Consider the following 12,121-nt stretch of genomic DNA (forward strand, 5'->3'; position numbering starts at 1 on the left):
GGTCTGAGGGAGCAATCGACATGACTTTCGAACGCAATGTCAAGGGCCTTCTGGGCACCAAGCTGGGCATGACCCAGGTCTGGGACGAGAACAACCGGGTCGTCCCGGTGACCGTGATCGCCGCCCCGACCAACGTCGTCACCCAGGTTCGCCAGCCCGAGCCCGACGGCTACAACGCCATCCAGATCGGCTTCGGCGAGATCGAGGGCCGCAAGGTCAACAAGCCGCAGGCCGGGCACTTCGCCAAGGCCGGCGTCACCCCCCGCCGTCACCTGGTGGAGATCCGTACGGCCGACGCGTCGACGTACGAGATCGGCCAGGAGCTGCCCGTCGACACCTTCGAGGTGGGCGAGGACATCGACGTCACCGGCACCAGCAAGGGCAAGGGCTTCGCCGGTGTCATGAAGCGTCACGGCTTCGCCGGCGTCAGCGCCTCCCACGGTGCGCACCGCAACCACCGCAAGCCGGGCTCCATCGGCGCCTGCGCGACCCCCGGTCGCGTCTTCAAGGGCCTGCGGATGGCCGGTCGCATGGGCTCCGACACCGTCACGACCCAGAACGTCACTGTGCACGCGGTCGACGTGGAGAAGGGCCTGATCCTCATCAAGGGCGCCGTTCCCGGTCCCAAGGGTGGCGTCATCGTCCTCCGCACGGCTGCGAAGAAGGGCTGATCACCATGGCTTCCAAGACTGTTGCCGTCGAGTTCCCCGCCGAGATCTTCGACGTCGAGCTCAACGTGCCGCTGATCCACCAGGTCGTCGTGGCCCAGCAGGCCGCTGCGCGCCAGGGCACGCACGCCACCAAGACCCGCGCCGACGTGCGCGGCGGTGGCCGCAAGCCCTACAAGCAGAAGGGCACCGGCCGCGCCCGCCAGGGCTCGACCCGCGCCCCGCAGTTCGCCGGCGGTGGCGTGGTCCACGGCCCGCAGCCGCGTGACTACAGCCAGCGCACGCCCAAGAAGATGAAGGCCGCCGCTCTCCGTGGCGCCCTGTCCGACCGGGCGCGCAACGAGCGCATCCACGTCGTCGAGTCGCTGATCGGTGGCGACAAGCCGTCGACCAAGACCGCGCTGGCCGCTCTGCTCGAGCTGACCACCCGCCGCAAGTTCCTCGTCGTGCTCGAGCGCAACGACGTCGTCACCTGGCTCTCGCTGCGCAACGCGCCCGAGGTCCACTTGGTGGCCGTCGACCAGCTCAACACCTACGACGTGCTCGCGAGCGACGACGTGGTCTTCTCCAAGGCCGCCTACGACGCGTTCGTGGCGGGCAACGAGTCCACCAAGGAGGGCGACAAGTGAGCACCCTGCACAAGGACCACCGCGACATCCTGATCGCGCCGGTCGTGTCCGAGAAGAGCTACAGCCTCCTCGACGCGAACAAGTACACCTTCCTGGTGCACCCGGACGCGAACAAGACCGAGATCAAGATCGCGGTCGAGAAGGTCTTCAACGTCAAGGTCACCTCGGTGAACACGCTCAACCGCCAGGGCAAGACCCGCCGTACCCGCACCGGCGAGGGCAAGCGCAAGGACACCAAGCGCGCCATCGTCAGCCTGGCCGAGGGTCACCGCATCGACATCTTCGGGGGTCCGGTCGCCTGACCGGGCCACTGGAATCCGTGTAAGGACTGCTGAGACATATGGCTATTCGCAAGTACAAGCCGACCACCCCGGGCCGTCGTGGCTCCTCGGTGGCCGACTTCGTCGAGATCACCCGGACCACGCCGGAGAAGTCGCTGACCCGCCCGCTGCCCAAGACCGGCGGCCGCAACAACCAGGGCCGGATCACCACCCGGCACATCGGTGGCGGTCACAAGCGCGCCTACCGCGTCATCGACTTCCGTCGCTATGACAAGGACGGCGTGCCGGCCAAGGTCGCTCACATCGAGTACGACCCGAACCGCACCGCGCGGATCGCGCTGCTGCACTACGCCGACGGCGAGAAGCGCTACATCATCGCGCCGAAGGGCATCGAGCAGGGCACGGTCATCGAGTCGGGCGTCACCGCCGACATCAAGCCGGGCAACAACCTGCCGCTGCGCAACATCCCGGTCGGTTCGACGATCCACTGCGTCGAGCTGCGCCCGGGCGGCGGCGCCAAGCTGGCCCGCTCGGCCGGCAACAGCGCGCAGCTGGTCGCCCGTGAGGGCAGCCGCGCCACGCTGCGTCTGCCGTCGGGCGAGATGCGGTTCGTCGACGTCCGCTGCCGCGCCACGATCGGCGAGGTCGGCAACGCCGAGCAGTCGAACATCAACTGGGGCAAGGCCGGCCGCATGCGGTGGAAGGGCGTCCGCCCGACCGTCCGCGGTGTCGTCATGAACCCGGTGGACCACCCGCACGGTGGTGGTGAGGGCAAGACCTCCGGTGGTCGCCACCCGGTCAGCCCGTGGGGCAAGCCCGAGGGTCGCACCCGTCGGCGCAAGGCCTCCGACTCCCAGATCATCCGTCGTCGCAAGTCTGGCAAGGGTAGGAAGTAACTGACATGCCTCGCAGCCTGAAGAAGGGCCCCTTCATCGACGGCCACCTCCTGAAGAAGGTGGACGCCGAGAACGAGAAGGGCACCCACAACGTCATCAAGACCTGGTCGCGCCGGTCGATGATCATCCCCTCGATGATCGGTCACACCATCGCGGTCCACGACGGCCGCAAGCACGTGCCGGTGTTCGTGTCCGACTCGATGGTCGGCCACAAGCTCGGCGAGTTCGCGCCGACCCGCACCTACAAGGGTCACGTCAAGGAAGACCGGAAGGGACGCCGTCGATGACCACCACGGAGCGCAACAACATCAGCGCGCGCCGCGAGCGCCTGCTCGGCAACCAGCCGGGTGCCTTCGCGGTCGCCCGCTACCAGCGCATCACCCCGATGAAGGCCCGCCGGGTCGTCGACCTGGTCCGCGGCCTGCCCGTGGACGAGGCCCTGACGCTCCTGCAGTTCGCGCCGCAGGCCGCGTCGGAGACCGTCTACAAGGTGCTCGAGAGCGCCGTCGCCAACGCGGAGACCACTGAGGGTCTCAACGCTGCCGACCTGGTCGTCTCCGCCGCGCTCGTCGACGAGGGTCCGACCATGAAGCGTTGGCGTCCGCGTGCGCAGGGCCGGGCCACCCGGATCAACAAGCGCACCAGCCACATCACGCTGGTCGTCGCGCCGGCCGCTAAGAAGGTGAAGTAATGGGTCAGAAGATCAACCCGAACGGCTTCCGCCTCGGCATCTCCACCGACCACAAGTCGCGTTGGTACGCCGACAAGCTCTACAAGTCGTACGTCGGCGAGGACGTCGCCATCCGCAAGCTGCTCTCCAAGGGCATGGAGCGGGCCGGCATCGCCAAGGTCGAGATCGAGCGCACCCGTGACCGCGTGCGGGTCGACATCCACACCGCGCGTCCGGGCATCGTCATCGGTCGCCGTGGCGCCGAGGCCGACCGCATCCGCGGCGAGCTCGAGAAGCTCACCGGCAAGCAGGTCCAGCTGAACATCCTCGAGGTCAAGAACCCCGAGATCGACGCGCAGCTCGTCGCCCAGGGCGTCGCCGAGCAGCTGTCGGGCCGCGTGCAGTTCCGCCGTGCCATGCGCAAGGCCATGCAGACCTCGATGCGCTCGGGTGCCAAGGGCATCCGGATCCAGTGCTCCGGCCGCCTCAACGGCGCCGAGATGTCGCGCACCGAGTTCTACCGCGAGGGCCGCGTTCCGCTGCACACGCTGCGTGCCGACATCGACTACGGCTTCTACGAGGCCCGCACCACCTTCGGCCGCATCGGCGTCAAGGTGTGGATCTACAAGGGTGAGGTCGCCGGCACCAAGGCCGAGCGCCAGGCCCAGCAGGCCGCCCGCGCCGGTGTCCCCGGCCGCAGCGGCCGTCCGTCCCGTGGTGGCGAGCGTGGGGGCGACCGCCCGAGCCGTGGCTCGCGCGGTGGCCGCACCGACGCTCCTGCCGCCGTCGAGGCCCCGGCCGCCGAGGCCGCCGCCCCGACCGAGACCCAGGAGAGCTGACCCATGTTGATGCCGCGTCGCGTCAAGCACCGCAAGCAGCACCACCCCAAGCGTCGGGGTGCTGCGAAGGGTGGCACCTCGCTCGCGTTCGGTGACTTCGGGATCCAGGCCGTCGAGGGCCACTACGTCACCAACCGCCAGATCGAGTCCGCTCGTATCGCCATGACCCGCCACATCAAGCGTGGCGGCAAGGTCTGGATCAACATCTACCCGGACCGCCCGCTCACCAAGAAGCCTGCCGAGACCCGCATGGGTTCCGGTAAGGGCTCGCCGGAGTGGTGGGTCGCCAACGTCAAGCCGGGCCGCGTCATGTTCGAGCTGTCCGGTGTTCCGGAGGACGTCGCCCGTGAGGCGATGCGCCGGGCCATCCACAAGCTGCCCATGAAGTGCCGCTTCATCACCCGAGAGGCCGGTGAGTTCTGATGAGCAACGCCGTTCACGCTCACGAGCTCGACGAGCTCAACGACGTCGACCTCGAGGCCAAGCTGCGCGAGGCCAAGGAAGAGCTGTTCAACCTGCGCTTCCAGGCCGCCACCGGTCAGCTGGAGAGCCACGGCCGCCTGCGCACGGTCAAGAAGGACATCGCCCGCATCTACACCGTGGTCCGTGAGCGCGAGCTCGGGATCCGGACCGCGCCGGGTGCCGAGGAGGAGAACTGATGACTGAGTCCAGCACCGAGACGGTGGACCGCAACTTCCGCAAGACCCGCGAGGGTCTGGTCGTGAGCGACAAGATGGACAAGACCGTGGTCGTGTCCGTCGAGGACCGCGTCAAGCACGCGCTCTACGGCAAGGTCATGCGCCGCAACACCCGGCTCAAGGCCCACGACGAGCAGAACGAGTGTGGCATCGGCGACCGCGTCCTGATCATGGAGACCCGGCCGCTGTCCGCCACCAAGCGCTGGCGCGTCGTCGAGATCCTCGAGCGCGCCAAGTAATTCCCGTTCGGCCAGGCTCACCGCGCAGCGACGCGTTGAGAACCGGCACGACAACCAGGAGAAGAAATGATTCAGCAGGAGTCGCGACTCAAGGTCGCCGACAACACGGGTGCCAAGGAGATTCTCTGCATCCGTGTGCTCGGCGGCTCCGGTCGTCGCTACGCCGGTATCGGTGACGTCATCGTCGCCACCGTCAAGGACGCGATCCCGGGCGGCAACGTCAAGAAGGGCGACGTCGTCAAGGCGGTCATCGTCCGCACCGTCAAGGAGCGCCGTCGTCCCGACGGTTCCTACATCAAGTTCGACGAGAACGCCGCGGTGATCCTCAAGAACGACGGCGAGCCGCGTGGCACCCGCATCTTCGGCCCGGTGGGTCGCGAGCTGCGTGACAAGAAGTTCATGAAGATCATCTCGCTCGCACCGGAGGTGCTGTGATGACCGACCGCAACAAGCCCCACCTGAAGATCAAGAAGGGCGACACCGTCAAGGTGATCGCGGGCAAGGACAAGGGCGCCGAGGGCAAGGTCATCAAGGTCATCCGCGAGGAAGAGCGCGTGATCGTCGAGGGCGTCAACCGGATCAAGAAGCACACCAAGGTCATGGACCAGGGTGGCCGCGCCGGTGTCACCGGCGGCATCATCACCACCGAGGCGCCGATCCACGTGTCCAACGTGATGCTGATCGAGGACGGCAAGCCCGTCCGCATCGGCTTCAAGCGCGTGGACGTCACCAAGCGTCGCCCGGACGGCTCGGAGTACTCCTCCAGCCGCAGCGTGCGCATCTCCCGCAAGACCGGGAAGGAAATCTGATGAGCGAGACCGCAACCGTCGAGGGCACCGAGAAGGTGACCCCCCGCCTCAAGACGAAGTACCGCGAGGAGATCCTCCCGGCACTGCGCAGCGAGTTCGAGATCGCCAACGTCATGCAGGTGCCCGGCCTGACCAAGATCGTGGTCAACATGGGTGTCGGCGAGGCCGCGCGCGACTCGAAGCTGATCGAGGGCGCCATCAAGGACCTCACCGCGATCACCGGCCAGAAGCCGGCCGTGACGAAGGCCCGCAAGTCCATCGCCCAGTTCAAGCTCCGTGAGGGCATGCCGATCGGCACGCACGTCACGCTGCGTGGCGACCGGATGTGGGAGTTCCTCGACCGGCTGCTGTCCCTGGCGCTTCCGCGCATCCGCGACTTCCGGGGCCTCTCGCCCAAGCAGTTCGACGGCCGCGGCAACTACACCTTCGGCCTGACCGAGCAGGTCATGTTCCACGAGATCGACCAGGACAAGGTCGACCGTCAGCGGGGCATGGACATCACGATCGTCACCACGGCCACCAACGACGAGCAGGGACGGGCGCTGCTGAAGCAGCTCGGCTTCCCGTTCGCGGAGAAGTGAGGAACTGACATGGCGAAGACTGCGCTCAAGGTCAAGGCCGCCCGCAAGCCGAAGTTCGCGGTGCGTGGCTACACCCGCTGCCAGCGGTGTGGCCGCCCGAAGTCCGTCTACAGGAAGTTCGGCCTGTGCCGGATCTGCCTGCGCGAGATGGCTCACCGCGGCGAGCTCCCCGGCGTCACCAAGTCCTCCTGGTGAGCAGGAACCACCACCACAACAGCTGAAGGTCCGCACCGCCTGCGCGCGGTCGGAAACCACAGCAGAAGGAACACACATCATGACGATGACTGACCCGATCGCAGACATGCTCACGCGTCTGCGCAACGCCAACCAGGCGTACCACGACGCGGTGGCGATGCCGCACAGCAAGCTCAAGCAGGGCGTTGCCGAGATCCTCAAGCAGGAGGGCTACATCTCCTCCTTCGAGGTCGCCGACAACGAGAACGGCGTCGGCAAGACGCTGACGATCACCCTGAAGTACGGCCGCAACCGCGAGCGCTCCCTGGCCGGCGTACGCCGGATCAGCAAGCCCGGTCTGCGCGTGTACGCCAAGCACACCGGCCTGCCCAAGGTGCTCGGCGGCCTCGGCGTCGCGATCATCTCGACCAGCCAGGGCCTGCTGACCGACCGCCAGGCGAACCAGAAGGGCGTGGGTGGGGAAGTCCTCGCCTACGTCTGGTGAACCGGAACCACTGAGGAAGGAGAGAGAACATGTCGCGCATTGGCAAGCTCCCCGTCCCGGTCCCGGCCGGCGTGGATGTCCAGATCGAGGGTCCGGTCGTGACCGTCAAGGGCCCCAAGGGGTCGCTGACGCACACCGTCGCCTCCCCGATCGTCGTCGAGAAGGGTGAGGGCGTCCTGGACGTCAAGCGCCCCGACGACGAGCGGGTGTCCAAGTCGCTGCACGGTCTGTCGCGCACCCTGATCAACAACATGGTCGTGGGCGTGACGGAGGGCTACGAGAAGAAGCTCGAGATCGTCGGCGTCGGTTACCGCGTGCTCCCCAAGAGCCCTGTCCAGCTGGAGTTCCAGCTCGGCTACTCGCACCCGATCGTCTTCGACGCCCCCGAGGGCATCACATTCACCACGGACGGCCCCACCCGCTTGGGCGTCGTCGGCATCGACAAGCAGCTCGTCGGCGAGGTCGCCGCGAACATCCGCAAGCTGCGCAAGCCCGAGCCCTACAAGGGCAAGGGCGTCCGGTACGCCGGCGAGAACGTCCGCAAGAAGGTCGGAAAGGCTGGTAAGTGATCATGGCTATCACGCTCAAGCACCAGCGGAACCTGTCCAAGCGCGCCAGCTCCAAGCTGCGCCGCCAGATCCGGGGCCGCAAGAAGATCAACGGCACCTCCGAGCGCCCGCGCCTGGTCGTCACCCGTTCGACCAAGCACATCAGCGTTCAGGTCGTCGACGACCTGGTCGGCAAGACGCTCGCGTCGGCGTCGACCATGGAGGGCGACGTCCGCTCCTTCAGCGGCGACAAGACCGCCAAGGCCAAGCTGGTCGGCGAGCTCGTCGCCGAGCGGGCCAAGGCTGCGGGTGTCGAGTCCGTGGTCTTCGACCGCGCCGGTAACAAGTACCACGGTCGCATCGCGGCCCTGGCTGACGCCGCCCGTGAGGGCGGCCTGAGCTTCTGATCGCGAAGAGGACCAAGGAGTCATCATGAGTGAGACCCAGCAGCGCGGACAGCGCGCGGGCGGCGACCGCGGACAGCGCGGTGGCCGTGGCGGTCGCGACGACCGTCGCGGTGGCGCCGAGAAGAGCCAGTACGTCGAGCGCGTCGTCGCGATCAACCGCGTCGCCAAGGTCGTCAAGGGTGGTCGTCGCTTCAGCTTCACCGCCCTGGTGATCGTCGGCGACGGCGACGGCATGGTCGGTGTCGGCTACGGCAAGGCCAAGGAGGTGCCGGCCGCGATCGCCAAGGGTGTCGAGGAGGCGAAGAAGAACTTCTTCCGCGTTCCCCGCATCCAGGGCACGATCCCGCACCCGGTCCAGGGTGAGAAGGCCGCCGGTGTGGTCTTCCTGCGCCCGGCCGCCCCCGGTACCGGTGTCATCGCCGGTGGTCCGGTGCGCGCCGTGCTCGAGTGCGCCGGCATCCACGACGTCCTCAGCAAGTCGCTGGGCTCGTCGAACCAGATCAACATCGTGCACGCGACCGTCGAGGCGCTGAAGATGCTCGAGCAGCCCGAGGCGGTTGCCGCGCGTCGTGGCCTCCCCGTCGAGGACGTCGCTCCGGCGGCCATGCTCAAGGCGAAGGCCCTGGGCGAGGCCGAGGCGAAGGCCAAGGCCGGCGACTCCTCCCAGGCGGTGACGGTCTGATGGCACAGCTCAAGGTTCAGCAGATCAAGTCGACCATCGGCGCCAAGGCCAACCAGCGCGAGACCATCCGCACGCTCGGCCTGAAGCGCATCGGTGACGTCGTCATCAAGGAAGACCGTCCCGAGATCCGGGGCATGGTTAACACCGTTCGTCACCTGGTGACGTTCGAGGTTGTCGGAGGCGAGTGACCATGACTCTCAAGCTTCACCACCTCCGCCCCGCGGAGGGCGCGAAGAAGGCCAAGACCCGTGTGGGTCGCGGTGAGGGCTCGAAGGGTAAGACCGCGGGCCGAGGCACCAAGGGCACCAAGGCGCGCTACCAGGTTCCGGTGGCGTTCGAGGGTGGCCAGATGCCCCTGCACATGCGCCTTCCCAAGCTCAAGGGCTTCAAGAACCCCTTCAAGGTGACCTACCAGGTCGTCAACCTGGACCGGATCAGCAAGCTCTTCCCGGAGGGCGGCGACGTCACCCCGGAGACGCTGGTGGCGCGCGGCGCCGTCCGCAAGGGCGAGCCGGTCAAGGTCCTCGGTCAGGGCGACCTGACCGTCAAGGTCGCGGTGAGCGCGCAGGCGTTCTCCGGTGCGGCCAAGGAGAAGATCGAGGGCGCCGGCGGGACCGTCACGGTCCTCTGACGGACATGTGAGAAGAGCGCGGCGCAGCCTTTTGCCAGGCGGCCGCGCTCTTCTCGTCTCCGCCGTCAGGCCCCCTGTTAGGCTTCCCAGCGGCCAGTCTCCCGACTGGCCATCTCGATGAGAGGACCCGAGTGCTCACCGCGTTCCTGAACGCATTCCGGACCCCGGATCTGCGCCGCAAGCTGCTGTTCGTGCTCGGCATCATCGTCGTCTTCCGTGCCGGATCGCAGATCCCGGCACCGGGCGTGGACGTGGGCAACGTCCACGCGTGCGTGGACCAGGCGACGCACGGTGCGAACGCCGGCCTGTACAGCCTGGTCAACCTGTTCTCCGGCGGTGCGCTGCTGCAGCTGACGATCTTCGCGCTGGGCATCATGCCCTACATCACCGCGAGCATCATCCTGCAGCTGCTGGTGGTCGTCATCCCGCGCCTGGAGTCCCTCAAGAAGGAGGGCCAGGCCGGTCAGACGAAGATCACCCAGTACACCCGGTACCTCACCCTCGGCCTCGCCGTGCTCCAGGCGACCGGCATCGTGGCGCTCGCCCGGTCCGGCAACCTGCTGGCCGGGTGCACCGATCCGCTGCTGCACAACAACGACTCGACCAAGACCTTCCTGGTCCTGGTCGTGACGATGACCGCCGGCACCGCCGTGATCATGTGGCTCGGCGAGCTCATCACCGAGCGCGGCATCGGCAACGGCATGTCCATCCTGATCTTCACCCAGGTCGTCGCGACCTTCCCCGCCTCCATCTGGCAGGTGCAGAAGACCAACGGCTGGTGGACCTTCGGGGTCGTGATCCTCATCGGCATGGCCGTCGTGGGCGCCGTCATCTTCATCGAGCAGGCCCAGCGCCGCATCCCCGTGCAGTACGCGCGCCGCATGGTCGGCCGCAAGATGTACGGCGGCTCCTCGACCTACATCCCGCTCAAGGTGAACCAGGCCGGCGTCATCCCGGTCATCTTCGCGTCGTCGCTGCTCTACCTGCCGGCGATGATCGTGCAGTTCAACCAGAACAGCACCGCGAGCTGGGTCGGCTGGCTCAACAAGTACTTCGTCAACCAGTCGCACCCGCTGCACATGGCGGCGTACTTCCTGTTGATCATCTTCTTCACCTACTTCTACGTCTCGATCACCTTCGACCCCGAAGAGGTATCGGACAACATGAAGAAGTACGGCGGCTTCATCCCCGGGATCCGGGCGGGCAAGCCGACTCAGGACTACCTGTCCTACGTCCTTTCCCGCATCACGCTGCCGGGCGCTCTCTACCTCGGGTTGATCTCGCTCATCCCGATCATCGCGTTCGTCCTGATCGGTGCGAACTCGAACTTCCCCTTCGGCGGTACCTCCATCCTGATCATGGTGGGTGTCGCACTGGACACGGTGAAGCAGATCGAGAGCCAGCTCCAGCAGCGCAACTACGAAGGATTCTTGAGGTAGCACGCGATGAGACTTCTGCTCATGGGCCCGCCGGGCGCCGGCAAGGGCACGCAGGCCAAGGGGGTTGCCGAGCACTTCGGCATCCCGGCGATCTCCACCGGCGACATCTTCCGCGCCAACGTCTCGCAGGGCACGCCGCTCGGCATCGAGGCCAAGTCCTACATGGACAAGGGCGAGTACGTCCCCGACTCGGTGACCAACCTGATGGTGCGCAACCGCATCGACGAGCCCGACGCCGCCCCCGGCTTCCTGCTGGACGGCTACCCGCGCACCCTCGCGCAGGTCGAGGAGCTCGACGGCATGGTCAAGCACACCGGCCACGCGATCGACGCGGTCGTGGTGATCACCGCCGACCCGGAGGAGCTCATCGCCCGCCTGCTGCAGCGCGCCCAGATCGAGGGCCGCGCCGACGACACCGAGGACGTCATCCGGCGCCGCCAGGAGCTGTACGCCGAGGAGACCGAGCCGCTCATCGCCGTCTACAAGGACCGCGGCCTGGTGCACGAGGTCGACGGCATGGGCGAGGTCGCCGAGGTCAGCAAGCGGATCTTCGACGCACTCGACGTCGTCCAGCAGAGCTGAGCGCTTTGTCGTTGCTCGGCTCGCGCCGGATCGAGGTCAAGACCCCGGAGCAGGTGCGTCTCATGCGGCGCGCCGGCCTCGTCGTCGGCCGGACGCTGGAGGTGCTGCGCGGGGCGGCGGTCGCGGGCGTGACCACCGCGGAGCTGGACCGGCTGGCCGAGGACACGATCCGCGCAGCGGGCGCCGTACCGTCGTTCCTGGGGTACGGCGATCCGCCGTTCCCCGCCACGATCTGCACCTCCGTCAACGACGAGGTCGTGCACGGCATCCCGGGCGACCGGGTGCTCGCCGACGGTGACGTGGTCTCCATCGACTGCGGTGCCATCGTCGAGGGCTGGCACGGGGACGCCGCGATCACGGTCCCGGTCGGGACGATCAAGCCCGACGTCGCCGAGCTGCTGCGCGTGACCGAGGAGTCCCTGTGGGCCGGCCTCGCCGCCGCGGCCGACGGCGGGCGGGTCACCGACATCTCGGCCGCGGTGGAGCGCTCGGTGCGCAGCCACGGCGGCTACGGCATCGTCGAGGACTACACCGGTCACGGCATCGGCACCGCGATGCACATGGAACCCGATGTGCCCAACTTCGGGCGCCCGGGCCGCGGCCCGCGGCTCAAGCCCGGAGTGGCCCTGGCCGTCGAGCCGATGATCACCCTCGGCGACAAGCACACCGACGTCGCCGTCGACGAGTGGACCGTCGTCACCGCCGACGGCTCCTGGGCCGCCCACTTCGAGCACACCTTCGCGCTCACCGAGCGCGGGGTGTGGGTGCTGACCGCGCTGGACGGTGGCGAGGAGCGACTGACCGGCCTCGGCGTACCTTTCGGCGGCGAGGCAGACTGAGGGC

Annotated in this window: 23 protein-coding genes; all 23 read left to right on the top strand. The window is 67.6% G+C overall.

Annotation, left to right across the window (positions count from 1 at the left end; genetic code table 11):
• Positions 1 to 20: 20 nt before the first annotated feature.
• The 23 genes from rplC (at position 21) to map (ending at position 12,117) form a co-directional block, all read left to right on the top strand.
• Positions 21 to 671 carry a 50S ribosomal protein L3 gene (gene rplC, locus ACYU8V_RS01935; RefSeq protein ID WP_460844748.1) on the top strand — a complete coding sequence of 217 codons (651 nt, stop codon included), beginning with the start codon at positions 21 to 23 and terminating at the stop codon, positions 669 to 671.
• A 5-nt stretch (positions 672 to 676) separates the two neighbouring features.
• Positions 677 to 1,297, top strand: coding sequence for a 50S ribosomal protein L4 (rplD, locus tag ACYU8V_RS01940; protein ID WP_460844749.1), 621 nt, complete (start codon positions 677 to 679; stop codon positions 1,295 to 1,297).
• On the top strand, positions 1,294 to 1,599 hold the full coding sequence (rplW, locus tag ACYU8V_RS01945) for a 50S ribosomal protein L23 (protein ID WP_460844750.1): 306 nt from the start codon (positions 1,294 to 1,296) through the stop codon (positions 1,597 to 1,599). Before rplD ends, rplW begins: the two co-directional genes overlap by 4 nt.
• A 38-nt stretch (positions 1,600 to 1,637) precedes the next feature.
• Positions 1,638 to 2,474: a 50S ribosomal protein L2 gene (gene rplB, locus ACYU8V_RS01950; RefSeq protein WP_460844751.1), complete on the top strand. Its 837-nt coding sequence runs from the start codon at positions 1,638 to 1,640 to the stop codon at positions 2,472 to 2,474.
• 5 nt (positions 2,475 to 2,479) lie between these two features.
• Positions 2,480 to 2,761, top strand: a complete 282-nt coding sequence (rpsS, locus tag ACYU8V_RS01955; protein ID WP_460791473.1) for a 30S ribosomal protein S19 — start codon at positions 2,480 to 2,482, stop codon at positions 2,759 to 2,761.
• Positions 2,758 to 3,165: a 50S ribosomal protein L22 gene (gene rplV, locus ACYU8V_RS01960; RefSeq protein ID WP_460844752.1), complete on the top strand. Its 408-nt coding sequence runs from the start codon at positions 2,758 to 2,760 to the stop codon at positions 3,163 to 3,165. The genes rpsS and rplV overlap by 4 nt, the downstream gene beginning before the upstream one ends.
• Positions 3,165 to 3,983: a 30S ribosomal protein S3 gene (gene rpsC, locus ACYU8V_RS01965; RefSeq protein WP_460844753.1), complete on the top strand. Its 819-nt coding sequence runs from the start codon at positions 3,165 to 3,167 to the stop codon at positions 3,981 to 3,983. Before rplV ends, rpsC begins: the two co-directional genes overlap by 1 nt.
• 3 nt (positions 3,984 to 3,986) lie before the next feature.
• Positions 3,987 to 4,406, top strand: coding sequence for a 50S ribosomal protein L16 (rplP, locus tag ACYU8V_RS01970; RefSeq protein ID WP_038681126.1), 420 nt, complete (start codon positions 3,987 to 3,989; stop codon positions 4,404 to 4,406).
• Entirely contained in the window at positions 4,406 to 4,642 is a 237-nt protein-coding gene (rpmC, locus tag ACYU8V_RS01975; RefSeq protein ID WP_460791477.1) for a 50S ribosomal protein L29, read from the top strand. Before rplP ends, rpmC begins: the two co-directional genes overlap by 1 nt.
• Positions 4,642 to 4,920, top strand: coding sequence for a 30S ribosomal protein S17 (gene rpsQ, locus ACYU8V_RS01980; protein WP_460844754.1), 279 nt, complete (start codon positions 4,642 to 4,644; stop codon positions 4,918 to 4,920). Before rpmC ends, rpsQ begins: the two co-directional genes overlap by 1 nt.
• A gap of 66 nt (positions 4,921 to 4,986) precedes the next feature.
• Positions 4,987 to 5,355 (top strand): 50S ribosomal protein L14, encoded by a 369-nt coding sequence (gene rplN / locus ACYU8V_RS01985; protein WP_183098880.1) that lies wholly within the window; start codon positions 4,987 to 4,989, stop codon positions 5,353 to 5,355.
• Positions 5,355 to 5,729 (top strand): 50S ribosomal protein L24, encoded by a 375-nt coding sequence (gene rplX, locus ACYU8V_RS01990; RefSeq protein WP_460844755.1) that lies wholly within the window; start codon positions 5,355 to 5,357, stop codon positions 5,727 to 5,729. Before rplN ends, rplX begins: the two co-directional genes overlap by 1 nt.
• The gene (gene rplE / locus ACYU8V_RS01995) at positions 5,729 to 6,310 is read left to right on the top strand and encodes a 50S ribosomal protein L5 (RefSeq protein ID WP_460844756.1); all 582 of its coding nucleotides are present in this window, start codon (positions 5,729 to 5,731) and stop codon (positions 6,308 to 6,310) included. The genes rplX and rplE overlap by 1 nt, the downstream gene beginning before the upstream one ends.
• Positions 6,311 to 6,319: 9 nt before the next feature.
• Positions 6,320 to 6,505: a type Z 30S ribosomal protein S14 gene (locus tag ACYU8V_RS02000; RefSeq protein ID WP_056151931.1), complete on the top strand. Its 186-nt coding sequence runs from the start codon at positions 6,320 to 6,322 to the stop codon at positions 6,503 to 6,505.
• Between the two features lie 79 nt (positions 6,506 to 6,584).
• Positions 6,585 to 6,989, top strand: a complete 405-nt coding sequence (rpsH, locus tag ACYU8V_RS02005; protein ID WP_460844757.1) for a 30S ribosomal protein S8 — start codon at positions 6,585 to 6,587, stop codon at positions 6,987 to 6,989.
• 29 nt (positions 6,990 to 7,018) lie between these two features.
• Entirely contained in the window at positions 7,019 to 7,558 is a 540-nt protein-coding gene (gene rplF, locus ACYU8V_RS02010) for a 50S ribosomal protein L6 (RefSeq protein WP_460844758.1), read from the top strand.
• 2 nt (positions 7,559 to 7,560) lie between these two features.
• Complete coding sequence (gene rplR, locus ACYU8V_RS02015) at positions 7,561 to 7,944, top strand: 50S ribosomal protein L18 (protein ID WP_460844759.1); 384 nt, start codon at positions 7,561 to 7,563, stop codon at positions 7,942 to 7,944.
• A gap of 25 nt (positions 7,945 to 7,969) precedes the next feature.
• A complete protein-coding gene (rpsE, locus tag ACYU8V_RS02020) occupies positions 7,970 to 8,626 on the top strand; it encodes a 30S ribosomal protein S5 (RefSeq protein WP_460844760.1) in 657 nt (218 codons plus the stop codon).
• Positions 8,626 to 8,814, top strand: a complete 189-nt coding sequence (gene rpmD, locus ACYU8V_RS02025; RefSeq protein WP_460844761.1) for a 50S ribosomal protein L30 — start codon at positions 8,626 to 8,628, stop codon at positions 8,812 to 8,814. The genes rpsE and rpmD overlap by 1 nt, the downstream gene beginning before the upstream one ends.
• Positions 8,815 to 8,816: 2 nt before the next feature.
• Positions 8,817 to 9,257, top strand: coding sequence for a 50S ribosomal protein L15 (rplO, locus tag ACYU8V_RS02030; RefSeq protein ID WP_460791487.1), 441 nt, complete (start codon positions 8,817 to 8,819; stop codon positions 9,255 to 9,257).
• A 131-nt stretch (positions 9,258 to 9,388) separates the two neighbouring features.
• On the top strand, positions 9,389 to 10,696 hold the full coding sequence (secY, locus tag ACYU8V_RS02035; RefSeq protein WP_460844762.1) for a preprotein translocase subunit SecY: 1,308 nt from the start codon (positions 9,389 to 9,391) through the stop codon (positions 10,694 to 10,696).
• A gap of 6 nt (positions 10,697 to 10,702) precedes the next feature.
• Entirely contained in the window at positions 10,703 to 11,278 is a 576-nt protein-coding gene (locus ACYU8V_RS02040) for an adenylate kinase (RefSeq protein WP_460844763.1), read from the top strand.
• 11 nt (positions 11,279 to 11,289) lie between these two features.
• Entirely contained in the window at positions 11,290 to 12,117 is an 828-nt protein-coding gene (gene map / locus ACYU8V_RS02045) for a type I methionyl aminopeptidase (protein WP_460844863.1), read from the top strand.
• Positions 12,118 to 12,121 lie beyond the last annotated feature (4 nt).

Source organism: Nocardioides ultimimeridianus, assembly GCF_054777895.1.